The following is a 23,402-nucleotide window of genomic DNA, read 5'->3' as shown; positions in this document are numbered from 1 at the left end:
CCCGGTGGCAACCACCGGGGGCGTTCCATTCAAGCCGTAGCCCGGGCTTCAGTCCGGGATCACGACACGCCCGTGCCGCGGATCCATTCAGGCCGGGTAGCCGGTGATGTCGCGGATCTTCTGGTACAGCGGCTTCAGCTGCCGGTACATGTTCAGGTACACCTCGCGGTACAGCTGCTCGTACACCCGCCGCGCCTCCGGGTTGGGCTGGAACACCTGCCCCACCCGCGTCATCGCCGCGATGGCCGTGGGGAAGTCCGGGTGCAGGCCCAGGCCCACCGCGCAGTCGATGGCCGCCCCCAGCCCCGAGGTTTCGAACACATGGGGCCGCTCCGCCGGCAGGCCGAAGATGTCCGCCGTCAATTGCATCGCCGCATCGCTCTGGGAGCCCCCGCCGGACACCCGCAGCCGGGTGATGCGCGTGCCGGAGCGCTTCTCGATGCGCTCCTTGCCCTGGCGCAGGGCGTAGGCCAGCCCTTCGAGGATGGCCCGGTAGATGTGCGCCCGGGTGTGCACGTCGCCGAAGCCGATGATCGACCCCTTCGCCTCCAGCCCCGGCTCACGGATGCCCGGGGACCAGTACGGCTGCAGCGTCAGCCCCATGGAGCCGGGCGGCACGCCGTTGACCAGCTCGTCGAACAGCGCCTCCGGCTCCACCCCCAGCTCCCGCGCCCGCTGCATTTCCCGCAGGCCGAACTCCTGCTTGAACCAGCTGACCATCCAGAACCCGCGGTAGATCATCACCTCGGTATTGAAGTGGTCCGGCACCGCCGCCGGGTAAGGCGGGATCAGCGGAATCGTCTCCAGGTAGCGCTGGCGCGTGGTGTTGATGGTGGCCGTGGTGCCGTAGGAGAGGCAGGCCGTATCCGGCGCCACCCCGCCCGAGCCCATCACCTCGCAGGCCTTATCGGCAGCGGCGGCCACCAGCGGCAGCCCCTCGGGGATGCCGGTCAGGCGGCTCGCCTCGGCGGTGATGCGCCCCAGGGTCTCGCCCGGCTTGCACAGGTCCGGCAGCTGCTCGCGGCGCACCGGCATCGCCTGCCACTTCCAGTCGCTCGGCTTGGCCCAGTCCAGGCGCTTGTAGTCGAACGGCAGGTAGGCCACCTGGCAGCCCACCGAGTCCACGAAGCGGCCGCACAGCCGGTGGGTCAGGAACCCCGACAGCAGCAGCACCTTGTGGGTCCGCGCCCACAGCTCCGGCTGGTTCTGCGCCACCCAGTTCACCTCCGCCTGGGTGCGGAAGTGGTCCACCGTCGGCTCCAGCCGCAGCAGGCGGAACAGCCAGCCCCAGGGCCCCTTGATGCGGCCCTCGGCCTCGGCGCGACGCTGGTCCAGCCAGATGATCGCCGGGCGCAGCGGCTGGCCCTGTTCGTCCACATGGATCACCGTGCCGCGCTGGGTGGTCAGGGCCACGCCACGGATCAGGCTGCGGTCGATGTCCACCGACGCCCACAGCAGGCGGCAGGCCTCGGCCAGGCTCGACCAGTAGTAGTCCGGGTCCTGCTCGGCCCAGCCGGGCTGCTTGGAGTAGTAGGCCTCCAGCGGCACCTTGCCCTTGCCCACCAGGTTGCCCTGCAGGTCGAACAGCAGGGCACGCACGCTCTGGGTGCCGTTGTCGATGGCCAGCAGGTAGCTCGTTTCGCTCACGGTGACGTCCTTTCTTGTCGTTATGCGGGCAGGCTGTAGTACCGGCGCCACAGTGCCCGGTATGCCTGCTCCTCGTGCGCCCAGCGCGCATCGTCCCATTCCAGCAGCGGCTGGCACAGTGCGCGGATACGCGGCAGGTACGCCTGGCCGCCCTCCGCCACCAGCAGGCCCAGCCGCGTGCGGCGCAGCAGCAGGTCATCCAGGTGCAGCACCAGCTCGCCTTCGGCCGCCCAGGCCAGCTCGGCCCAGAGCACCTCGCTGCCGCCCACCCGCTCGCTCCCCAAGCGCTCCAGCCAGGGCGCCAGCCGCGCCAGTTCCGGGCCATGGCGGCCCGCCAGGCGCCGTTGCAAACCCGCGCCCACCAGCAGGGGCGGCAGCGGTGCCGGCGTGAACACCGCCGAACCGTGGTCCGCCACTTCGCGCCCGGTGAACGGTGCGCAGGCCTGCAACACCTCCAGGGCCAGCAGGCGGAAGGTGGTGAGCTTGCCCCCGGCCAGGGTCACGCAACCGGGCTCCGTCCACAGCGCGTGCTCGCGCTTCTCGTCGGAGGGCTTGCGACCCTCGGCCCCATCGCTGACCACCGGCCGCACACCGGCCCAGGTGGAGAGCACATCGGCGCGGCCGATGGCGGCACCCGGGAACTGCGCGGCGCAGGCGGCCAGCAGGTAGTCGACTTCCTCGGCGCTGATGGCTGCGTCTTCGGTCAGCCCCGCGCGGTGGTCCAGGTCGGTGGTGCCCACCACGGTCGCGCCCTCCCAGGGGAAGACGAACACCGGACGCCCGTCATCCGGGTGCATGAAGCTGATGGCATGGGCCAGCGGCAGGCGCCAGGCCGGCAACAACAGGTGACTGCCCCGCAGCGGGCGGATGTGCTCCGGCCCCTCGCGACGGCGCAGCTCGTCCGCCCAGGCGCCGGTGGCCAGGGCCACGGCGCGGCTGCGAAACGCCAGCCGCCCGCCGCCCTCGGCGTCTTCCGCCACCAGGCCGGTCACCCGCCCCTGGTCGCGGGTCAGTTCCAGCACCCGCATCCCGTTGAGGGCTTCACCGCCCTCGCGCCGGGCCTCGGCCAGCACCCGCATCACCAGGCGTGCATCATCCGTCACGGCATCGAAGAACTGCGTCCCGCCCTGCAGCCCCGCCTCGCCCAGCCCAGGGGCCAGGAAGCGCAGTTGCGGCAGCGGGTGATAGCGGTGGTTGCGCACCCCGGCCAGGGCGTCGTACAGCGCCAGCAGCGTGCCGAACACCCGGGGACCGGGAAAGCCGCCGCGATGGGGCATCACGAAGCTCAGCGGGTCCACCAGGCCGGGCGCCTCCGCCAGCAGGCGCTGGCGCTCGCGCACCGAGTCGCGGGTGAGGCCGATCTGCCCCTTGGCGATGTAACGCAGGCCGCCGTGGACCATCTTCGACGAGCGGCTGGAGGTGCCCCAGGCAAAGTCGCGCTGCTCCAGCAGCAGGCAGGACCAGCCCCGCCGCGCCGCCTCACGCAGGATGCCGGCCCCGGTGATGCCGCCGCCGACCACGATCAGGTCCCACTCCCGCGCAGCCAGCACCGGCAGCGCGGCCGCCCGCCAGGCGGCGTTCCAGGTCTCCACGGCTCAGTCCTGCAGCAGCACGCCGGGCGCCAGGCGGCCGTCCGGGTCGAAGTGGCGGGCCATGGCCTGCAGCGTGGCCATTCCACGCACTCCCTTTTCCAACGGCAGCCAGGGCGCATGGTCGCGGCCCACGCCGTGCTGGTGGCTGATGGTACCGCGGTTGTGGGCGATCACCTCGCTCGCCGCGAACTTGAGGCGCTGCCAGCGGCCCAGGGCCGTCTCGTAGCTCGCACCAGGGCGGAACACGTAGGTGGTGTAGATGCTCGACCCCTCGCCGTAGACGTGGGACAGGTGGGTGAACACGTGCACCCGCTCGCCCTCGTCCGCCAGGCCCTCGCGCAGGCTGGCCTCCACCTTGCCCATCAGGGCGTCGACGTTGGACCAGTCGGTGGCCGTCTCCAGGGTGTCCACCACGTAGCCGGCCTCCCACAGGGCGTGGCGCAGGTAGGGGAAGCGGAAGCGGTTCTCCGCCCACTTGCTGCCCAGCAGGGTGCCGGTGAACACCCCGCCAAACGGCTTCAGCAGCGCCTTGGCCTGGCGCAGCGAGGCGGCGTTCTGCACCCGCGAGCCGGTCACGCCGAAGGTCAGCATGCACTTGCCGGCGCGCGCCCCACGGAACGCCAGGTACTTCTCCAGCAGCGCGATGCGCTCCGGATGGCCGGCCAGGGCCAGCTGGGTCTCGGTCTCGATGGCGTTGGACAGGCGCAGCATGGACAGCGGCACCCGCGCCTGGGCCAGGGTCCGCACCGCTTGCAGCGCCCGCGTCCAGTCCGGCAGGAACACCGCGTAGAAGCGCTCCTGATCGGCCAGGCGCGACACCCGCACCTTGACCTCAGAAATCACCCCGAAGCGCCCCTCGGAGCCCAGCACCAGCTCGCGCAGGTCCGGCCCGGCCGCCGAGGCCGGAAAGGTCGGCAGCTCCAGCGGACCGTCGAAGGTTTCCAGGGTGCCGCCGGCGAACAGCTGTTCGATGCGCCCGTAGCGCAGCGACTGCTGGCCACTGGAGCGGCTGGCAACCCAGCCGCCGAGGGTGGACAGCTCCCAGGACTGCGGGAAGTGCCCCAGGGTGAAGCCCTGGGCACGCAACTGGCTTTCCACCTGCGGGCCGTTGGCACCGGGGCCGAAGGTGGCGATCTGGCTCGCCTCGTCCAGCTCCAGCAGGCGGCTCATGCGCGCCAGGGACAGGGTCAGCACCGGGCGGCTGGAGGCCTGCGGATTGATGTGCCCGGCCACAGAGGTGCCGCCACCGTAGGGGATCAGCACCACGTCGTGCTGGGCTGCCCAGGCCATCAGCACGCGGATGTCCTGCGGGCTTTCGGGGAAGGCCACGCCGTCGGGGAACACCTCGAAGCGGCCTTCGCGCATCGCCAGCCAGTCCGGCAGGCTCTGGCCACGGGCGTGGCGCACCCGCACCTCCGCATCCTGGCTCACCAGCGGGTGCACCGGCAGGCGCGAGGCCGGCACGCTGGCCAGCACCTGCTCCAGGGTGGCATCCGCCAGCACCTGCCCGGCGCCGACCCGCGCGCCCAGGAATTCGGCCCCATTGGCCGGCAGCTCCACCACGGTCGACTCGTCGCCCCAGCCGTTCCAGCGTCGCATCCCGTTCTCCTTGTCCTGGTTGTTTCGAAGGTTTTCGATGGCTGCCTATACTAGCCAGCCGCCCCGCAGCGTCACTGTCTGATCGGGACAGCGGCTATCGCCAATCAGGACAACCCAGAACAAGAAGAACCCATGCACGCGCTCGGCTATACCTCCGTTCCCGCCCTGCTGAAGTACCTGCGCCATGCCGACCACCTGGGCCTGGACCGCGACGCCGCCCTGCGCGCCGCCGGCCTGCAGCCCGAGGACCTCACCGACAACGGCCGGCGGATTCCCAGCGAGAGCCACGAACGCCTGCTGCAGCACCTGATCGAAGTGTCCGGCGACCCGCTGTTCGGCCTGCACTCCGCGCATTTCGTCCAGCCGGGCTCCTGGAGCGTGCTGGGCTACATCACCATGAACTGCGCCACCCTGGGCGAAGCCATGAGCCGCATCATCCCCTACGAGAAATTGGTGGGGGACATGGGCACCAGCCAGATCGAAGCCGGCGCGGACCACATCCGCCTGAGCTGGAACTGCCGCCACGAAGCCCCGGAGATCCGCCGGCACATGGTGGAGAACGTGCTCGCCTCCTGGCTGCTCTACGCCCGCTGGATCGCCGACATGGAGCGTTCGCCCCGCGAGGTGTGGTTCGAGCACGCGCTGCCAACGGGCACGCGCCAGGAGGACTACGAAGCGGTATTCGGCTGCCCGGTGCACTTCGAGCAGCCCTGCAGCGCCCTTCTGGTACCCCTGGAATACCTCGCCGTGCCCCTGCGCCAGGCCGATGCCAACCTCCTGCGCACCCTGGAGGAACACGCCCTGGCGATGATGGCCGGGCTGGACCAGGACGAGCCGCTGCCACAACGGGTGAAGAACGCCCTGCGCCTGCTGCTCAAGGACGGCCTGCCACGCAAGGAGCGGGTGGCGGAGAAATTCCACATGACGGTGCGCACCCTGCAGCGCCACCTGCAGCAGGCCGGCACCAGCTACCAGCAGATCCTCGACGAGCTGCGCCAGGAACTGGCCGAGCACTACCTGCTGCGCAGCGACCTGGCGATCCAGGACATCGCCGCCTACCTCGGCTTCACCGAATCACGCTCGTTCCACCGCAGCTTCAAGGCCTGGACCGGCCAGACACCCGGCGAATACCGGGAGGCCAAGCGCCAGGGCTGAGCGCTCCATCCCGGACTGAAGTCCGGGCTACCAAAAACCCGCAAGCACCGCCCCGTAGCCTGGGCTTCAGCCCAGGAGCTCTTCATCCCCGGACTGAAGTCCGGGCTACAAAAGCCCCGCAAGCACCGCACCGTAGCCTGGGCTTCAGCCCAGGGGCTCTTGATCCCCGAGCTGACGCCCGGGGCTCCGGGCTCGCCAGATCAGGCCTGCAGTTCGCTGAGGGGGATGAAGCGCAGCAGGTCGCCCTCGGCCAGGGTGGTGCCTTCCAGCACTTCCACCAGGCCGTCTGCCCAAGCGGCACTGCGCAGCACGCCGGAGCTCTGGTTGCGGTAGATCACCGCCCGGCCATTCTCCAGCCGTGCCCGCAGGTACTCGCGGCGATTGCCCGGCTTGCTCCAGGTGAACCCGGCCGGCACCGGGAAGCCCAGCGGCTCGATGCGTTCCACGCCCAGGCGACGCAGCAGGTAGGGCCGCGCCAGCAGGCCGAAGGTCACCAGGGTCGAGGCCGGGTTGCCCGGCAGGCCGATCACCGGCACACCCCGGAAATGCCCGAAGGTCAGCGGCTTGCCCGGCTTGATGGCCAGCTTCCACAGCGCCAGCTCGCCCTCCTCGCGCAGCGCCAGGCCGAGGAAGTCCGCCTCGCCCACCGACACCCCGCCCGTGGAGAGAATCAGGTCCACATCGCTCAGCGCGCCCAGGGCCTGGCGGGTCAGTTCCAGGTCGTCGGCGAGGATGCCACCGTCCACCACCTCGCAGCCCAGGCGGCGCAGCCAGGCGCAGAGCAGCGTGCGGTTGCTGTTGTAGATCTGCCCGGGGCCAAGGGCCTGGCCCGGCTCCACCAGCTCGTCACCGGTGGAGAGCACCGCCACCCGCGCACGGCGGCGCACCGGCAGCACGGCCACGCCCAGGGTCGCGGCCAGCCCCAGTTCGATGGGGCCGAGCAGGGTGCCGGCATCCAGCACCGTCTCGCCCACCCGCGTTTCCTGGCCACGGGGGCGCACGTTCTGCCGGGCCTTGAGCGGCTGCAGCAGGCGCACCCGGCCATCGGCCAGCACTTCGACGTTCTCCTGCATCTCCACGCAGTCGGCGCCCTCGGGCAGCGGCGCCCCGGTGAAGATACGCGCGCAGGTGCCGGGCTGCAGCGGTGCCGGGGCACTGCCGGCGAGGATCCGCTGGCTCACCACCAGCGGCTCGCCCTGCCAGTCGTCCAGGCGCAGGGCATAGCCATCCATGGCGCTGTTGTCCCAGGGCGGCAGGTCCAGGCTTGCCACCAGGGGCTCGGCCAGCACGCGGCCATCGGCCTGGGCCAGCGGCAGGGCTTCCACGCCGGCGATCCGCGCCGCATCGGCCAGCGCCAGCAGGCGTGCCTGGGCCGCCTCGACCGGCAGCAACCCGGGGTGGTCGCAGCCGCTCATCCGCGGCTCTCGCAGGGGGCGGCGGCCTTCAGGTGCGGCACGAAGTTGCAGGGGCGGTGGCGGTTGTCCAGCTGCTCGCCGAGGATGCCGTCCCAGGCGGTGCGGCAGGCATTGGTGGAACCCGGCAGGCAGCACACCAGGGTGCCGTTGGCCAAGCCCGCCAGGGCGCGGGATTGCAGGGTGGAGGTGCCGATGTCGGCCACCGAGATCTGCCGGAAGTACTCGCCGAAGCCGTCGACGCGCTTGTCCAGCAGGCAGGCCACCGCCTCGGGGGTGCTGTCGCGGCCGGTGAAACCGGTGCCACCGGTGATCAGCACCACCTGCACGGTGTCCTCGGCGATCCAGGTGGCCACCTGGGCGCGGATCTTGTACAGGTCGTCCTTCAGCAGGACGCGCGCAGCCAGGTTGTGGCCGGCAGCGGTGAGGCGATCGACGAACAGCTGGCCGGAGGTGTCGGTCTCCAGGGAGCGGGTGTCGCTGACGGTGAGCACGGCGATATTGAGCGGCACGAACACCGCCTCGGCCTTGTGGTTCATGGCTGGCTTCCAGTTGTAGGACAGGGAGGCCGGTGTTATATCACAGCGCCCGTTCGCCGAGACCTCGCCCATGCCCGCCGTGCCTGCCCTGCCCTGCTCCGTCCTGCTGCTGTCCGGTGGACGGGGGCAACGCCTGGGCGGCCGCGACAAGGGCCTGGTGGAATGGCGCGGCCGTCCGCTGATCGACTGGCTGCACGCCGTGGCCCGGCCGATCACCGACGACCTGATCATCTCCTGCAACCGCAACACCGAACGCTACGCCGCCTGGGCCGACCGCCTGGTGCAGGACGACAGCCCCGACTACCAGGGCCCCCTGGCCGGCATCCGCGCCGGACTGGCCGCCGCCCGCCACCCGCACCTGCTGGTGCTGCCCTGCGACGCCCCGCTGGTGGACGACGAGCTGCTGCAGCGCCTGCTGGACGCCGCCGGCGAGCGCCCGGCGATGCTGCACCGGGGCGGCTTCTGGGAACCGCTGTTCTGCGTCCTGCCGCGCAGCGTGCTGCCGGTGCTGGAGGCCGCCTGGCAGGCCGGCGAGCGCAGCCCCCAGCGTGCCCTGCGCCCGCTCGACCCGCTGGCCATCCCCTGCGCCGACGACGACCCGCGCCTGGCCAACCTGAACACCCCGGAACTGCTTGAAAGCACGCCCCCGACGGCGTGACACTGGCCCGGTTCCGGAACTTTGGCCGCGCTTCGTCCGTCAGAGCCTCCAGAACAACCCGTTCATTCATCAAGGAGATGGCAGATGAACCAGCGGATCCTTCCCGCTTTTGCGCTTGTACTGGGCCTGGCCGCCCTCGCCGGCTGCTCCACCCCCAGCGTGATCACCCTCAACGACGGCCGCGAGCTGCAGACCGTGGACAAGCCGGACTACGACGACGACACCGGCTTCTACGAGTTCGAACAACTCGATGGCAAGCGCGCCAAGGTCAACAAGGACCAGGTCCGCACCATCAAGGAACTCTGATCGTCCCGCGCCTCACCCGCGCCCAGCCCGCCACGGGTCCTGCCCGTCGCGGGCTTTGTTTCATCTGCACCCCCGCCAGAGCGCGAAAACCGTCGCCCCGCAAAATTTTTTTCGCTAACCCCTTGTCGACCAAAAAGTTTTCTGTAGAATGCGCGCCATCTCACGGAGCGTAGCGCAGCTTGGTAGCGCGTCTCGTTCGGGACGAGAAGGTCGCTGGTTCGAATCCAGTCGCTCCGACCAAATCCCGAAAAAACCCGCCTAAACGGCGGGTTTTTTATTGCCTGCCGAAAACCCCAGGCCCCTCACCCCGCCGTTTCTTCCAGCGCAACGGCTGCAGAACGCAGACCGGTTCACATCCTCACCAACGAACCGGGACGGCCATTGGCCAGCATGGTAGAAAGCCGCCCCCTTTCCCCCCGTCTACACTTCTCCGGGCACACGCCCGGGATAGCCAGTTCATGCCGAGCTTCAAGCCACTTGCCTGCCTCATCGCCTGCCTCCTCTGCCTACCAGCCCGGGCGGACTCCACCGGTCCACTGGTGTTCTGCTACGAGGACCAGGATTCCTGGCCCTGGGTGATGCTCGATGGCAGCGGCCTCAACCAGGCCCTGCTCAACCAGCTCGGCAAGGACCTGCACCTGGACATCCGCCAGGTGCCGATGCCCTGGAAGCGCTGCCTCGACGGCCTGTCCCGAGGGCTCTACGACGGCGCCTTCGCCGCGTCCTTCAACCCGGAACGCCTGGTGCTGGGCGCCTACCCCGACATCAAGAATGGCCGTCCGAACCGCGACTACCGCCTGCACGACGCCAGCTACTCGCTCTACCGCATCAAGGGCAGCGCCGCCGACTGGGACGGCCAGGCCTTCCACGGCATCCAGGGGCAGGTAGGCTCCCTCAGCGGCTTTTCCATCATTCCGATGCTGCTCAAGCACGGCCTGCAGGTGGAAGAAACCAGCCGCGACCCGGTGGCACTGATGCGCATGCTCCACGGCCACCGCTTCGACGTGGCGGCCATGCAGACGCTGCGGGCGGACAAGGTCCTGGCGGACCACCCGGACCTGTCAGTCGATATCGAAAAGCGCCCCATCCCGCTGGAGCAGAAGGACTACTACCTGATGCTCTCCCACCAGCGGGTGCAGACAACGCCCCAGCTGGCCCAGGCGATCTGGGATGAAGTGCGCCGCCAGCGCGAATCGGACGCCTACCGCCAGCGCCTGCAGAGCACCCTCGGCAAGGCCCCCTGAACCGCCGTCGCTAGCCCAGCAACTGGCTCAGCACCGCCCGCAACTTGCCCGGCTTCACCGGCTTGTTGAGCATCGGCGCACCCAGCCCCTGCAGCTCGCGGCGGCACTCGTCACTGCGGTCGGCCGTGATCATCACCGCCGGGATGGGCCGCTCGAACTGCTCCCGCAGGGCCCGCACCACCTCGCAGCCGGTCACCCCGTGGTCTAGGTGGAAGTCCGCCAGGATCGCCTCGGGCGCCTGCCCCTGCAGCACCGCCCGTGCGGCGTCCAGGTCCGGCGCCACCAGCACCTCGCAGCCCCACTGCCCGAGCAGCGCCGCCATGCTGTGGAGGATGCTCACCTCGTTGTCCACCACCAGCAGGCGTCGTCCCGGCAGCGGGTCACCGGCCAGCGGGCGCGCCACTGCGCTATCACGGACCGGCACCTCCGGCAGCGGCGCCAGCGGCACGCGGATGGCGAAGACAGAGCCCCGCCCCGGCTTGGAGCGCACCTCCACCGGGCAACCGAGGATGCCGGCGATGCGGTCGACGATGGCCAGGCCCAGGCCCACACCCTTGCGCTCGGCCGCCCGGCCCCGGTCCAGCTGGTTGAACTCCAGGAAGATCGCCCGCAGTTGGTCCGCCGGAATGCCCCGGCCGCTGTCCCACACCTCCAGGCGCACGGTATCGCCCTGCCGGCGGCACCCCAGCAGCACACGCCCACGCTCGGTGTAGCGGCAGGCATTGCTGAGGAAGTTGCGCAGGATGCGCGTCAGCAGGCGGAAATCGGTGCGCACCGCCAGGTGCCGGGGAATGCGCGCGCGCAACTGCAACCCGGCGGACTGCGCCACCCCTTCGAACTCCGACACCAGCGGCGCCAGCAGGTCCTGCACGCGGTAGGCCTCCACGTCCGGGCGGATGGCGCTCTGGTCCAGCTTGGAAATCTCCAGCAGGTCGGTGAGCAGGTCCTCCGCCCCTTCCAGCGCCAGGTGAGTGCGCTCCACCAGTTGCTGCTCGGCGCTCGGCAGGCGGCGCTCGCGCAGGGTCGCCACCAGCAGTCGCGCCGCATTGAGCGGTTGCAGCAGGTCGTGGCTGGCCGCCGCCAGGTACTTGTCCTTGCTCAGGTTCGCCGCCATGGCGGCATCCCGCGCTTCGCGCAGCTGGCCGTTCAGCGCCTCCAGCTCGGCGGTGCGCGCCGCCACCCGCTGCTCCAGCTCATCGTTGAGGTGCTGCAGGCGCTGCTGGGCGAGGATGCGCTCGGTGATGTCGGCGACGAAGCCCTCCACCAGCCCCTCCTCGTCCGGCTTGAGCAGCAGGTTCATCAGCACGTCCACATGGCTGCCGTCGCGCCGCCGCAGGCGCGTCTCGTAGCCGAACAGCCCCGGCTTGCCGCGCAGGCGGGCGCGGATGCGCTCCAGCTCCGCCGCACCGTCGGCGAACAGCAGCGCCGCGAAATCCGCCGGCATCGCCAGCAGCTCGTCGGCCTGGGCGTAGCCCAACATCCGTGCCAGCGCCGGGTTGGCCGCGCGCAGCCCATCCTGCAGGCTGGCCTGGAAGATGCCGTGCACCGCGTGCTCGAACAGCCACTTGTAGCGGTTGCGCTCGGTCTCCAGCTCCTCCAGGCGGCTCAGCAGCTCGGGGTAATGGCTCTTGCGCGCGGAGTGGCTGCCCAGGCCCAGCAGGGCCTGGCGCTGCTCCTCAGAGTGCCTCGGCATACACCACTTCCACGTCCCGCTGGCTGGACTCGCGGGGGTTGGTGAGGATGCACGGATCCTCCATGGCGTGGCGCGACAGGAAGGGGATGTCCGACACCGACACCCCGTGCAGGCTCAGGGTGTCGGCAAAGCCCACCGAGCGCTTGAAGGCCACCAGGTGTTCCACCAGGCGCTGGCGGGTCTGCGTCTGGTTCAGCCCACGCACGTCCAGCCCCAGGGTCTCGGCCACCACGCGGAAGCGCTCCGGCGCGGCGTTGTAGTTGAAGGCCACCACGTGCTCCACCAGCGCCGCGTTGCACATGCCGTGGGGCAGGTCGAGGAAGCCGCCCAGGCTGTGGGACATCGCATGCACCGCCCCGAGGATGGCGTTGGAGAACGCCAGCCCCGCCTGCATGCTGCCGAGCATGATCTTCTCGCGGCGGCCGATGTCGTCGGGGTTGGCGATCATCTCCACCAGGTTGCCGCTGATCAGCCGCATCGCCTCCAGGGCATGGGGATCGGTGAGCGGGCCGCTGCCGGTGGAGACGAACGCCTCAATGGCGTGCACCAACGCATCGATGCCGGTACAGGCCGAGAGGAACGGGTCCATGCTCAGGGTGGTTTCCGGGTCGATCAGCGACACATCGGGCACCACCGCCTTGCTGACGATGGAGAACTTCATCCGCTCGGTCTGGTTGGAAATGATCACGAACTGCGAGACGTCCGCCGAGGTGCCGGCGGTGGTGGGGATCAGGATCAGCGGCGGGCTGGGCACGCGGATGGTGTCCACCCCCTCGAACTCCAGGATGCTGCGCCCGTGGGCCACCACGATGCCGATGCCCTTGGCGCAATCCATCGGGCTGCCGCCGCCGACGGCGACGATCACGTTGCAGCCCTCGGCGCGGTAGACGTCCGCGCCCTGGTGCACCTCCTCCACCCGGGGGTTCGGTGACACCTGGGTGAACAGCCGGTAGTCGATGCCCTGGGCCGCCAGGCTGGCCTCCACATCGGCCACCCAGCCGGCCGCGACCACGCCGGGGTCGGACACCACCAGCACCTTGCGCGCGCCGAAGGTGCTGGCGTAGTTGCCGACGTTATGCCGGCAGCCGGCACCGAAGATGATTTCCGGGGAGACGAATTTACGCAGTTGGCTGATGTCGTGGCGCATGAAACCGCCTGATTCTTGTTGTTATGGAATGGGCTAGCAGACTACTGCAAAAGATAACGTTTTCAATCCGACCATCGGGTGTTGTCCGACAGAAAAAGCCGACCACCACGCTTGCGTTTCGCCAACCAATCTGCGGGCGACTCCGCGACATTCCGCCACACCCACCCCGCTGCCCGTTTTACAGGCTCGCACGACACCTTGCTGCGGCAGGTCGTCGCAGTTGTTGAAGCCCGGCCCGCTGCCTAAGGTGCGCCTCACTTCAGGCCGGAAGATCGCTGAAAAATGGGTTTCCACGGTTAGGCCTGAAGCTTTTTGGATCGGTTTGATCATGGATGGCCCTTCCCCGCAAAGGGCCTCTCTTTCAGCCACCGGCGCCGTACTCGCCCGGGTTCCGATCCCGCCCCGGCGGCCATGCCGCCCTCCCCTCGCCCATCGGTATCGACGAGGTCAACGTGCCCGACACAGGCGCCACCCGCAGCGGGTGGACATTGAACATTCCACTGCTCCTGCTCTGCGCCTGCCTGCACGGCTGCGATGGCTCGCCCCAGGCCCGCCTGGAGCCTGGCGAGAGCCACCCGGGCGGGGCCACCACCACCGCCCAGCAGGATGCCAACGCCTTCTCCATGCCCAGCAACAACCTGCGCCCGATCCGGCGCATGGACTTCTTCGTCGGCAATGCCTTCTTCCGCTCCGGCTGGAAACCTGCAGGCAACGGCGCACAGGGCAAGAGCGGCCTCGGGCCGCTGTTCAACACCGACGCCTGCCAGAGCTGCCACATCAAGGACGGCCGTGGCCACCCGCCCCACGAGCAGAGCCTGGCGCCGGCGCTCTCCGCCCTGGTGCGGCTGTCGATCCCGGCAAGCGAGGAGGATGCCGCGAGCCTGGTGCGCAACGGCGTGCTCGCCGAGCCGGTCTATGGCGGACAGCTGCAGGACAACGCCCTCGAAGGCCACCGCCCCGAAGGCCGTGTGTGGCTGGAGTACACCCCCAGCAGCGTGACCCTGGCCGACGGCACCGACGTGCACCTGCGCCAACCGAAGATCGAGATCCGCGACCTCGGCTACGGCCCGCTCCACCCCGACACCCTGATGTCATTGCGTGTCGCCCCGCCGATGATCGGCCTCGGCCTGCTGGAGGCCATTCCCGACGCAGAACTCGAAGCCAACGCGCGCGACCAGGCGAGCCACGGCCAGGTGAGCGGCCGCCTCAACCGGGTCTGGGACGAAGCCAGTGCCCGTACGGTTATCGGCCGCTTTGGCTGGAAGGCCGGGCAACCCAGCCTGCGCCAGCAGAACGCCGCCGCCTTCGCCGGCGACATGGGCCTGAGCAGCAGCGTGTTCGCCCATGACGACTGCACCGGCGCGCAGTCCGCCTGCCGGGAAGCGCCCCAGGGCAGCCAGCCCGAGGTCAGCGAATCGGTCCTCGACAGCGTGCTGTTCTATACCCGCCACCTCGCCGTGCCCATGCGTCGCGAGGCGGGCAGTCCAGACGTCCTGCGCGGCAAGGCCGTGTTCAGCGAGCTGGGGTGCGCCGCCTGCCACCGACCCTCCTACACCACCGGCGAGGCCGCCGAAGCGGAGCTCGCCCAGCAGCACATCTACCCCTACACCGACCTGCTGCTGCACGACATGGGGCCAGGCCTGGCCGACGGTCGCCCCGAGTTCCTCGCCAGCGGCAGCGAATGGCGGACACCGCCGCTGTGGGGCATCGGCCTCACCGCCACCGTCAGCGGGCACACCCAGTACCTGCACGACGGCCGCGCCGAAAGCCTGCTGGAAGCCATCCTCTGGCACGGCGGCGAAGCCCAGGGCTCGCGCGACAGGGTCGTGGCCCTGGCCACCGACGACCGCCTGGCCCTGCTGCGCTTTCTCGAATCGCTCTGAACCCGGCCAGCAAACAGCACCGCACAACAAAAACCCAACAAGGAATCGCGGATGAACAGCCCCCTACTGCGTCACGCCATGACCCTGGCCCTCACCGGCATGAGCGGCCTCACCCAAGCCGCCGCCCTGGAGCTGGACACCACCCAGGTGGTGGACTCGCCGGTGATCGACCAGAACGAAACCGACCGCTTCGGCAGCCTCGCCACCGTGGTCGGCCAAGAGCAGATCCGCGACCTGAATGCCCTCGACCTGTCCTCCGCCCTGCGTCGAACCCCAGGCGTCACCGTCTCGCGCTTCAACCCGGTAGGCGCCTTCGGGGGCGCCGAAGGGGGTGCGGTCTACATCCGCGGCATGGGCGCCAGCCGCCCGGGCAGCGAAATCAAGACCTACATCGACGGCGTGCCGTTCTACATGCCGGTCTGGAACCACCCGCTCCTCGACCTGCTGCCCATCCATGGCATGCAAAGCGTCACCGTCTACAAAGGGCCGCAACCACAGTGCTTCGGCAACACCTTCGCCGCCATCGACCTGGCCCCGCGCCTGGCCGGACCGGGTGACAACCATCACGGCGAACTGCAATTGACCGGCGGCAGCTTCCGCACCGTCACCGAACAGGCCGCCCTCAGCGGGCGCAACGGCGACTGGGACTACACCCTGGCCCAAGGCAGTGCCCACTCCGACGGCGACCGTGCCGATGGCGACGGCCGGCTCAACAACGGCCTCGGCCAACTGGGCTACCGCCTGAATGAAAACTGGTCGACCCGCTTGCTGCTGCTGCACGCCGACAACGAAGCCTCCGACCCCGGCCAGTTGCACAAGCCGGAAACCCGCAACGGACGCTTCCGCACCCGAGGAACCCTCGCCGCCCTGACCCTCGCGCATGACTACGAGCAGGCCCAGGGCAGCCTCAAGCTGTACCGCAACGAAGGTCGCGGCAGCGCCCTGGAGCAGACCGGACTGGACGGCGACACCATCACCGACTTCGTCCTCCAGGGGCTGCGCTGGGAAGAAACCCTGCAACCCTGGTCCCAGGGCGAGCTGGCGCTGGGCCTGGACATCGACGAAACCCGGGGCGACGTCACCTTCCGCCGCGTCGCACCCGCCCCGCAGGACCAGTTCGACACCCCGACCTTGCGCCTGGTCTCCCCGCATATCGCAATCAGCCAGGCCATCGACCTGGGGCCGGACTGGACCCTCACCCCCTCCGCCGGCATCCGCACCTACGACCACAACGTCTACGCCAGCGAGCAGGCGCCCCATGCCGGGGTGGTGCTCTCCACCCGCAACCTGGAGCTGCGAGCCAACGTCTCCCGAGGGGTGAACTACCCCGGGCTGGAAACCTCGGTGCTCTCCCACCTGATCCCCGCCCTCGGGCAGACCTGGCGCGAGCTGGCCCCCGAGCGCCTGGACCACCGCGAACTGGGCGTGAAGTTCAACCCCACCGACAGCGCCACCCTCGACCTGGCCGTGTTCCAGGACAAGCTCGAGAACCGCTACCTCTTCGCCTTCCCGCCTGCCGTGTCGCAACCGACCTACATCAACCTCGGCGACTACGAAGTGCGCGGCAGCGAGGCCAGCTGGCAGCAGCGCTGGAACGCCAACTGGAGCAGCTTCCTCGGCCTCACCTGGCTGGACCCGACCCTCAAGACCCTGCCGTATGCCCCCGAGCGCTCCGTCTCCCTGGGAGTCACCTACGCACAGGGCCCCTGGCGCGTCAGCACCGATGCCCAGTACCAGAGCCGGATGTACGTCCTGCAGGAAGAGCGGGTCAACGGCGCCAGCAACACCGAACAGGTGGACGCCTTCACCGTGGTCAACCTGCGGGTCGGCCATGCCGTGCCGGCCCTCGGCGAAGTGGGCGAGGTCTTCCTCGCCGTGGAAAACCTGTTCGACCGCGACTACGCCTACCGCACCGGCTACCCCATGCCCGGCACCTCGGCCCAGGTCGGCGTGAAGATGGGCTTCTGAAGCCCCATGAAAGGAGACGCCCCATGACCACCCTGCGAACGCTGGCCCTTCTGGGCCTGTTGAGCCTGGGCAGCCCGCTTGCCCAGGCCGACGAGACCCAGCAGATCGAGCATCTGATGAAACACACCTGGGAAAAGCCCGGCGCGCCGCTGGATGTCGGGCCGGTCAGCACGGTCGAGGATTACGCCATCGCCGGCTGGACCCAGGGCGAGCGTGGCGGCCGGGCACTGCTGCAGCGCACTGCCGAGGGCTGGCGCGTGGTGCTCTGTGCCGGCGACAGCCTGCTGGACAGCGCCACCCTGCGCGATGCCGGCGTACCCGAAGCCCGGATCGGCACGCTGCAAGGCAAGGCCCGCGAGGCGGAAGCCCGGCAACCGGCCGCCCGCATCCGCCAGTTCGCCCTGTTCCAGGGGCAGGTGCGGGTGGACGCCGAGCACGCCCACGGCACGCACTGAGGCCTCACAACCACCGCCGATAGAACCCGTACTCCGCCTCCAGCGCATGGGCCAGGTTGGCGGCCTGGCGGAAGCCGTGGCCTTCCGCCGGGTAGAGGTGCACCTGGGCCTCGCGGCCGAGGCGCTGCAGGGCGTCGGCCATGGCCCGGGTCTGCTCCGGCACCACCACCATGTCGCGGCCGCCCTGGAAGAACAGCACCGGCGCGCGGATCGCCTCCGGGTGCAGGGCCGGGCTGCGGGCGTGGTAACGGGCGGCATCGCGCACGGGGTCGCCGATCAGCCAGTCGAGGTAATCGGCCTCGAACTTGTGGGTCACCCGGCGCAGCGCCAGGGGCTCGCTGACGCCGTAGAGGCTGGTGCCGGCGCGGAACGGCGTGTCCCCGGCCAGGGCCAGCAGGGTGGTGAAGCCGCCGGCGCTGGCGCCACGGATGAACGCCCGCGCCGGGTCGATGCGCCCAAGCCCGGCCAGGTGGGCGACCACCGCACGCGCATCCGCCACGTCCACCTCGCCCCAGCGCCCCTGCAACCCCTGACGGTAGGCACGGCCATAACCGCTGCTGCCCCGGTAGTTGAGGTCGAACACGGCAAAACCGCGCTGGGTCCAGAACAGGATGCGCGGGTCGAACTGCGGGTAGCAGGCCGAGGTCGGCCCGCCATGGACGAACACCAGCAGCGGCGGCCGGGCCCCCGCCGGGCCTTCGCAGGCCGGGTTGCACGGCGGGTAGAAGAAGCCGTGGGCCGGCTCGCCGTCGCTGGCGAAGGTGATGGCCTCGGGCCTGGGCACGGCCTCGGTCGGCAACGGCCGCTCGCCCCCGGCCAGCACCTGCACCTCGCCCCCGATTCGGTCCACCGCCAGCACCGCCGGTGATCGGTCCGGCGCATGGGCGATGCAGTAGAAGGCCCGCGCATCCGCCACCAGGGCACGGAAGCGGGTCCACTCCGGGGCCAGGCGCCGCTCGGCGTGGCCCTGCTGCTCCACCAGGTGGCCGAAGCCGCCTTCGAAGCGGCTCAGCAGCAGGTGGCCGGGCGCCAGCGACAGCCAGGTGCACAACCCCAGCTGCCAGGGTGCCGGCGCGTGGTCCAGCCGTGCGCAGCCCGGCAGCGGCAGCCAGCCATCGGCCGTCTCGCCCCAGGGACGCCAGGCCCCGTCGCGGTCGCTGAGGCAGAGCAGGCGTCGCCGGGCGTCGAAGCGCGGTTGCTGCAGGGATTCGCCACCGCCCTCCCCCGCCACCACGCGCGGCGCCGACCAGCCACCCGTGGCTTCGCGCCAGGCGCAGCACAGGCGGGTACTGGTCCAGGGTTGGGCGGGCCGGTCCCACTCGATCCAGGCCAGGCGAAGGCCGTCCTCGGAGAGGGTCGGCGCAGCGTAGAAGTCGGCCCCCTCGGCCACCACCCGGCGCTGGCCGTCGCCCAGGTCGAGGCTGACCAGGCGATTGCGCACCGGCCCATTACCGTGCTGCTCCTCCACCGCCAGCACTGCCCGGCCCTGGCGGTCGAAGGCCAGGTCACCCAGGCGGCTGCCCGGCGCGCCGGCAAGGCACAACGGGTCGCCATCGAGGGGCTGCAGCCAGAGCTGCTGGTCGGCCTCGTCGACGAAGGCCACGGCGCCATCCAGCACACAGAAGGCACCCCCGCCGTACTCGTGCACACGGCTGCGCACCGACTGCCCCGGCGGGGTCAGGCAGCGGGGCGCGCCGCCCTGCCACACCCACAGGGTGGTGCGCGCATCGCGCGGGTCGAAACGGCTCCACAGCAGCCCCTCGGGCGCGACGCGCAGCTCACCGAAGTCACAGCTGGCGGTGGCTGCATCGATCGCGCTGAAGGTGCTCGGCCAGGCCCCGAAAGGCAGGGCAGTTGACGGCATGACGGCCTCCGTTCAGGGCCTCGGCAAGGGTCACGCCTTGGCGATCAGCCGGGCGTTGGCCGGGTTGCGGAACACCAGCTCATCCAGCCCGCCGGGCGCCTCCTCGGCCTGGCGGCGGGCATCGAGGATGAGGCCGTGGTGCTTCGATTTGCTGCACACCGGGTCGGCGTTGCTGGCATCCCCGGTGAGCATGAAGGCCTGGCAGCGGCAGCCGCCGAAGTCGCGGTCCTTCTCGTCGCAGGAACGGCACGGCTCGGGCATCCAGGCATCGCCGCGAAAGCGATTGAAGCCGAAGGAGTCCTGCCAGATGTGGCGGATGCTGTGCTCGCGCACGTTGGGGAACTGCACCGGCAGTTGCCGGGCGCTGTGGCAGGGCAGCGCGGTGCCGTCGGGGGTGATGTCGAGGAACAGGTTGCCCCAGCCGTTCATGCAGGCCTTGGGGCGTTCCTCGTAGTAGTCCGGGGTGACGAAGATCAGCTTGCAGGGGTGGTTCTCGGCCGCCAGCTTGTCGCGGTAGGCATTGGTGATGGCCTCGGCGCGCTCCAGTTGCTCGCGGGTCGGCAGCAGGCCGGCGCGGTTCAGCTCGGCCCAGCCGTAGAACTGGCAGGTGGCGAGTTCGACGTAGTCCGCCTCCAGCGCCAGGCACAGCTCGATGATGCGTTCGATGTGGTCGATGTTGTGCCGGTGGGTGACGAAGTTGAGCACCATCGGGTAGCCCGCCGCCTTCACCGCCCGGGCCATGGCCAGCTTCTGGGCGAAGGCCTTGCGCGAGCCGGCCAGCAGGTTGTTCACCGCCTCGTCGGCGGCCTGGAAGCTGACCTGGATATGGTCCAGCCCCGCCTCGGCGAATTCGGCAATGCGCGCCTCGGTGAGGCCGATGCCGGAGGTGATGAGGTTGGTGTAGTAGCCCAAGCCACGCGCCGCGCGGATCAGCTCGGCCAGGTCCTGGCGCACCAGCGGCTCGCCGCCGGAAAACCCCAGCTGCGCCGCGCCCAGCTCACGGGCCTGGCGGAACACCTCGATCCACTCGGCGGTGCTCAGCTCCTCGTCCTGGCGGTCGAAGTCCAGGGGGTTGGAGCAATAGGGGCATTGCAGCGGGCAGCGGTACGTCAGCTCCGCGAGCAGCCACAGGGGCGGGCCGGGCGGGCTGGCCGTGCCGAGCGATTCAACGCAGCTCGATCCAGAACTGAGCACTGGCCACCTCCATGAAGGCGAGGATGTCCTCGTCCAGCCCCGGCACGCCGGGGAAGCGCTCGGCGAGCTGGTCGATGATGGTGGCGACGCTGCGCTGGCCGTCCACCCGTTCGAGGATCAGCCCGGCGCTCTCGTTGAGCTTCACCATGCCTTCCGGGTAGAGCAGCACGTGGCAGCCCTGGGCCGGCTCGAACTGGAAGCGGAAGCCCCGGCGCAGGGCCGGTACGCGGATGCGCAGGTCCTCGCTCATAGCCCCAGCCCCCGGTGCCAGACCCGCTCGCGGGTCACCGTGTGGTAGGGCGGGCGCTCCAGCTCGTAGGCCATGCTCATGGCGTCGAGCATGCTCCACAGCACATCGAGCTTGAACTGCAGGATCTCCAGCATCCGCGCCTGCTGCTCCGCCGTGCGGTAGTGCGCGAGGGTGATGCGCAGGCCGTGCTCCACGTCGCGCCGGGCCTGGGACAGGCGCGAGCGGAAGTAGTCGTAGCCGGCCGGGTCGATCCACGGGTAATGGGTGGGCCAGGCGTCGAGGCGCGACTGGTGGATCTGCGGCGCGAAGAGCTCGGTCAGCGAGCTGCTCGCCGCCTCCTGCCAGCTGGCGCGGCGGGCGAAGTTGACGTAGGCGTCCACGGCGAAACGCACCCCCGGCAGCACCAGCTCCTGGGACAGCACCTGCTCACGGTCCAGCCCCACCGCCTCGGCCAGGCGCAGCCAGGCCTCGATGCCGCCGGCCTCGCCCGGTGCGCCGTCGTGGTCCTGGATGCGCTGGATCCACTCGCGGCGGGTGTCGCGGTCCGGGCAGTTGGCGAGGATCGCCGCATCCTTCAGCGGGATGCACACCTGGTAGTAGAAGCGGTTGGCCACCCAGCCCTGGATCTGCTCGCGGCTGGCGCGGCCCTCGTACATGGCGACGTGGAACGGGTGGTGGATGTGGTAGCAGGCGCCCTTGGCGCGCAGGGCCTGCTCGAATGCCGCCGGGGTCATGGCGTGCTGGCTCATGGGCAAGGCTCCTATAGCCGGATGTCCATTCCGTCCCGCGCCACCTCGATGCCATGGCGGGCCAGTTCGGCCCGCTCGGCGGAGCCGGCGTCGAGGATGGGGTTGGTGTTGTTGATGTGGATGAGCACCTTGCGCGGGCCGGGGATGCCGTCCAGCACCTCGATCATGCCGCCCGGCCCGCTCTGGGGCAGGTGGCCCATCTCGCTGCCGAGCTTGTCGCCCACCTCGCACAGGCGCATCTCGTCATCGCGCCAGAGCGTGCCGTCCACCAGCAGGCAATCGGCGCGGCGCATCCAGCCCAGCAGGGCCTCGTCCACCTGCCCCAGGCCCGGCGCGTAGAACAGCGATCCGCCGCTGCGCAGGTCCTCGATGAACAAGCCGATGTTGTCCCCCGGGTGCGGGTTGCCCCGGTGCGGCGAATAGGGTGGCGCGCTGCTGCGCAGGGGGATGGCGGTGAAGCGCAGCCCCGGGCAGGCGGGGATGACGAAGGGCTCACCGTCCAGCGCAATGGGGTTCCAGGCCAGGCCGCCGTTCCAGTGCCGGAGCATCTCGAACAGCGGGAAGCCCCGGGTCAGGTCCTGGTGGACCATCTCGGTGCACCAGACCGCGTGCGGGCAGCCCTCGCGCAGGCTGAGCAGGCCGGTGACGTGGTCGATCTGGCTGTCCATCAGCAGCACCGCCGCGATGCCGGTATCCCGCAGGCGGCGGGCCGGACGCAGCGGCGCGAAGGACTCGATCTGCGCGCGGATGTCGGGCGAGGCGTTGCACAGCACCCAGTTCACCCCGTCGTCGCTCAGGGCGATGGACGACTGGGTGCGCGCCTCGGCGTCGAGGGTGCCGGCACGCAGGCCGGCGCAGTTGCGGCAGTGGCAGTTCCACTGCGGGAATCCGCCGCCAGCGGCGGACCCGAGAATGCGGATATGCATGGGAGAACCCCCAGGACGCCCCGGCGGACCGGGGCGCTTCGGATCAGCGGTTGGCGAAGTACAGCGTCACTTCGAAGCCAATGCGCAGGTCGGTAAAGGCGGGTTTGGTCCACATGGGTCGATCCTCTTCTTATTGGGGGCCGGAGCATTCCGGCGCCTCGAGTTAAACACCGGCCCGGAGGGCTCCGAATGCTACTTTCGACGGAGTTCCGGTCCTGATTTGGTAGGGGTCGGCGAGCCCTTGCGCACCGGCCGATCGGGTCACCGAACCCGCCACGGCAAGGCCCCGCGTGCCCTACCCGGGATTGGAGGGCCCGAGCCCGCCCCGGGTTCGAAGAAAACGGCGACCGGTGCCCAGCCCTCTCTCACCAGGCCCGACCCGCAGCCCGCCAAGCCCCGATAGATGGGGCCTTGCCCCGCCCCAGCCGCCGACCACGGGGACCCGCTCTACTACTTTGGTACTGCTTCAATCCGTAGAACGTAGGATTTGCAAGGCTCCCGCCCTGGCATGTAATGGGCCGACAAGAACAATGAGAACCTCGCCATGCGCCTCATCCAGAAGGCCCTGCTGCTCTGCCTGCTGTCCGTCCCTGCCTGGGCGGCGGACACCACCGCCCCGCTGTTCTCCCCGGACGGCTACCGCATCACCCAGTACCGCAGCCCCACCCCGGCCCGGCACGAGCAGGCCCGCACCCTCGATACCGAGGGCCTGCGCCAGTTGCTGGCCCGCGAGCCGCGTACCCGCCTGGTGGACGTCTACCGGCGCACCTGGCTGAACGAGCGCTTCATCCCCGACGAGGTCCACGCCAACCTGCCCGGCAGCCTGTGGCTGGCCAACACCGGCGACGGCGCCCTGGCCCCGGACTGGCAGGCCTACTTCAGCCGCAACCTGGAACGCATCAGCCAGGGCGACAAGGACTGGCCCCTGGTGTTCTACTGCCGCTCCGATTGCTGGCTGGGCTGGAACGCCGCCCGCCGCGCCCACGCACTGGGCTACCGCAACCTCTACTGGTACCGTGACGGCATCGACGCCTGGCAGCAGGCCGGCCTGCCGCTGACACCGGCCGAACCGCAGCCCTTCCCCTGATCGCCGTCCACCCACAACCACAACAACGAGGTGA

22 protein-coding genes and 1 tRNA gene are annotated in these 23,402 nt (G+C 70.0%); 9 read left to right on the top strand and 14 right to left on the bottom strand.

All coding sequences use genetic code 11. The features are described from left to right. Positions 1–87: 87 nt before the first annotated feature. The 3 genes from RTK35_RS21470 to RTK35_RS21460 are packed head-to-tail and all read right to left on the bottom strand — an operon-like array spanning position 88 to position 4,838. Positions 88–1,647 (bottom strand): FGGY-family carbohydrate kinase, encoded by a 1,560-nt coding sequence (locus RTK35_RS21470; protein WP_044405102.1) that lies wholly within the window; start codon positions 1,645–1,647, stop codon positions 88–90. A 20-nt stretch (positions 1,648–1,667) separates the two neighbouring features. Then, positions 1,668–3,239, bottom strand: a complete 1,572-nt coding sequence (locus RTK35_RS21465; RefSeq protein ID WP_316908948.1) for a glycerol-3-phosphate dehydrogenase/oxidase — start codon at positions 3,237–3,239, stop codon at positions 1,668–1,670. A 3-nt stretch (positions 3,240–3,242) separates the two neighbouring features. Further along, entirely contained in the window at positions 3,243–4,838 is a 1,596-nt protein-coding gene (locus RTK35_RS21460) for an FAD-binding oxidoreductase (protein WP_316908947.1), read from the bottom strand. A gap of 132 nt (positions 4,839–4,970) precedes the next feature. Between RTK35_RS21460 and RTK35_RS21455 the strand changes: the two genes are divergently transcribed. Further along, positions 4,971–5,993 carry an AraC family transcriptional regulator gene (locus tag RTK35_RS21455; protein WP_074968581.1) on the top strand — a complete coding sequence of 341 codons (1,023 nt, stop codon included), beginning with the start codon at positions 4,971–4,973 and terminating at the stop codon, positions 5,991–5,993. Positions 5,994–6,193: 200 nt separating this feature from the next. Here RTK35_RS21455 and glp read toward each other — a convergent pair whose 3' ends face one another. Further along, positions 6,194–7,408: a gephyrin-like molybdotransferase Glp gene (gene glp / locus RTK35_RS21450; RefSeq protein WP_172433015.1), complete on the bottom strand. Its 1,215-nt coding sequence runs from the start codon at positions 7,406–7,408 to the stop codon at positions 6,194–6,196. Beyond that, positions 7,405–7,944 carry a molybdenum cofactor biosynthesis protein B gene (gene moaB / locus RTK35_RS21445; protein WP_044405115.1) on the bottom strand — a complete coding sequence of 180 codons (540 nt, stop codon included), beginning with the start codon at positions 7,942–7,944 and terminating at the stop codon, positions 7,405–7,407. Before moaB ends, glp begins: the two co-directional genes overlap by 4 nt. A gap of 70 nt (positions 7,945–8,014) precedes the next feature. On the opposite strand from moaB, the gene mobA reads away from it, so the two are divergent. From mobA to RTK35_RS21425, 4 genes are all read left to right on the top strand, one after another. Next, entirely contained in the window at positions 8,015–8,602 is a 588-nt protein-coding gene (gene mobA / locus RTK35_RS21440; RefSeq protein ID WP_074968577.1) for a molybdenum cofactor guanylyltransferase MobA, read from the top strand. An 84-nt stretch (positions 8,603–8,686) separates the two neighbouring features. Then, positions 8,687–8,908 (top strand): YgdI/YgdR family lipoprotein, encoded by a 222-nt coding sequence (locus RTK35_RS21435; protein ID WP_044405121.1) that lies wholly within the window; start codon positions 8,687–8,689, stop codon positions 8,906–8,908. A gap of 163 nt (positions 8,909–9,071) precedes the next feature. Next, a tRNA-Pro gene (locus tag RTK35_RS21430) sits at positions 9,072–9,148 on the top strand. Between the two features lie 218 nt (positions 9,149–9,366). After that, positions 9,367–10,152: a substrate-binding periplasmic protein gene (locus RTK35_RS21425; RefSeq protein WP_182850604.1), complete on the top strand. Its 786-nt coding sequence runs from the start codon at positions 9,367–9,369 to the stop codon at positions 10,150–10,152. Positions 10,153–10,162: 10 nt separating this feature from the next. On the opposite strand, the gene RTK35_RS21420 is transcribed toward RTK35_RS21425, so the two are convergent. The 3 genes from RTK35_RS21420 to RTK35_RS21410 are packed head-to-tail and all read right to left on the bottom strand — an operon-like array spanning position 10,163 to position 13,322. Further along, complete coding sequence (locus tag RTK35_RS21420) at positions 10,163–11,845, bottom strand: NahK/ErcS family hybrid sensor histidine kinase/response regulator (protein ID WP_316908946.1); 1,683 nt, start codon at positions 11,843–11,845, stop codon at positions 10,163–10,165. Beyond that, complete coding sequence (gene ercA / locus RTK35_RS21415) at positions 11,829–12,992, bottom strand: alcohol dehydrogenase-like regulatory protein ErcA (RefSeq protein ID WP_044405130.1); 1,164 nt, start codon at positions 12,990–12,992, stop codon at positions 11,829–11,831. The genes RTK35_RS21420 and ercA overlap by 17 nt, the downstream gene beginning before the upstream one ends. A 33-nt stretch (positions 12,993–13,025) precedes the next feature. Next, a complete protein-coding gene (locus RTK35_RS21410; protein ID WP_316908945.1) occupies positions 13,026–13,322 on the bottom strand; it encodes a hypothetical protein in 297 nt (98 codons plus the stop codon). Between the two features lie 122 nt (positions 13,323–13,444). Here RTK35_RS21410 and RTK35_RS21405 point away from each other — a divergent pair, with 122 nt between their 5' ends. The 3 genes from RTK35_RS21405 to RTK35_RS21395 are packed head-to-tail and all read left to right on the top strand — an operon-like array spanning position 13,445 to position 17,298. Beyond that, positions 13,445–14,875: a di-heme oxidoredictase family protein gene (locus RTK35_RS21405; RefSeq protein ID WP_410478701.1), complete on the top strand. Its 1,431-nt coding sequence runs from the start codon at positions 13,445–13,447 to the stop codon at positions 14,873–14,875. A 51-nt stretch (positions 14,876–14,926) separates the two neighbouring features. Beyond that, positions 14,927–16,843, top strand: coding sequence for a TonB-dependent receptor plug domain-containing protein (locus tag RTK35_RS21400; RefSeq protein ID WP_316908944.1), 1,917 nt, complete (start codon positions 14,927–14,929; stop codon positions 16,841–16,843). A gap of 23 nt (positions 16,844–16,866) precedes the next feature. Beyond that, positions 16,867–17,298: a copper uptake system-associated protein gene (locus tag RTK35_RS21395; RefSeq protein WP_316908943.1), complete on the top strand. Its 432-nt coding sequence runs from the start codon at positions 16,867–16,869 to the stop codon at positions 17,296–17,298. Positions 17,299–17,302: 4 nt separating this feature from the next. Here the strand turns inward: RTK35_RS21395 and RTK35_RS21390 are convergent, their stop codons facing one another. Genes RTK35_RS21390 through pqqA form a run of 6 tightly spaced genes read right to left on the bottom strand, consistent with a single transcriptional unit; the run spans position 17,303 to position 22,396 of the window. Further along, positions 17,303–19,162 (bottom strand): S9 family peptidase, encoded by a 1,860-nt coding sequence (locus RTK35_RS21390; protein WP_316908942.1) that lies wholly within the window; start codon positions 19,160–19,162, stop codon positions 17,303–17,305. A 30-nt stretch (positions 19,163–19,192) separates the two neighbouring features. Beyond that, the gene (gene pqqE / locus RTK35_RS21385) at positions 19,193–20,356 is read right to left on the bottom strand and encodes a pyrroloquinoline quinone biosynthesis protein PqqE (RefSeq protein ID WP_316908941.1); all 1,164 of its coding nucleotides are present in this window, start codon (positions 20,354–20,356) and stop codon (positions 19,193–19,195) included. Further along, positions 20,328–20,606: a pyrroloquinoline quinone biosynthesis peptide chaperone PqqD gene (gene pqqD / locus RTK35_RS21380; RefSeq protein WP_074968563.1), complete on the bottom strand. Its 279-nt coding sequence runs from the start codon at positions 20,604–20,606 to the stop codon at positions 20,328–20,330. Before pqqD ends, pqqE begins: the two co-directional genes overlap by 29 nt. Next, a complete protein-coding gene (pqqC, locus tag RTK35_RS21375; protein WP_074968561.1) occupies positions 20,603–21,355 on the bottom strand; it encodes a pyrroloquinoline-quinone synthase PqqC in 753 nt (250 codons plus the stop codon). The genes pqqD and pqqC overlap by 4 nt, the downstream gene beginning before the upstream one ends. Before the next feature lie 11 nt (positions 21,356–21,366). After that, positions 21,367–22,281 carry a pyrroloquinoline quinone biosynthesis protein PqqB gene (gene pqqB / locus RTK35_RS21370; protein WP_074968559.1) on the bottom strand — a complete coding sequence of 305 codons (915 nt, stop codon included), beginning with the start codon at positions 22,279–22,281 and terminating at the stop codon, positions 21,367–21,369. A gap of 43 nt (positions 22,282–22,324) precedes the next feature. Then, positions 22,325–22,396 (bottom strand): pyrroloquinoline quinone precursor peptide PqqA, encoded by a 72-nt coding sequence (gene pqqA / locus RTK35_RS21365; protein WP_072432761.1) that lies wholly within the window; start codon positions 22,394–22,396, stop codon positions 22,325–22,327. A gap of 429 nt (positions 22,397–22,825) precedes the next feature. On the opposite strand from pqqA, the gene RTK35_RS21360 reads away from it, so the two are divergent. Beyond that, positions 22,826–23,368: a PQQ-dependent catabolism-associated CXXCW motif protein gene (locus RTK35_RS21360; RefSeq protein WP_142011141.1), complete on the top strand. Its 543-nt coding sequence runs from the start codon at positions 22,826–22,828 to the stop codon at positions 23,366–23,368. Positions 23,369–23,402: the final 34 nt, after the last annotated feature.

The sequence above is a fragment of the Pseudomonas sp. zfem003 genome (assembly GCF_032621675.1).
GTDB lineage: Bacteria > Pseudomonadota > Gammaproteobacteria > Pseudomonadales > Pseudomonadaceae > Metapseudomonas > Metapseudomonas otitidis.
This window is presented reverse-complemented; position numbering and strand designations above follow the sequence as displayed.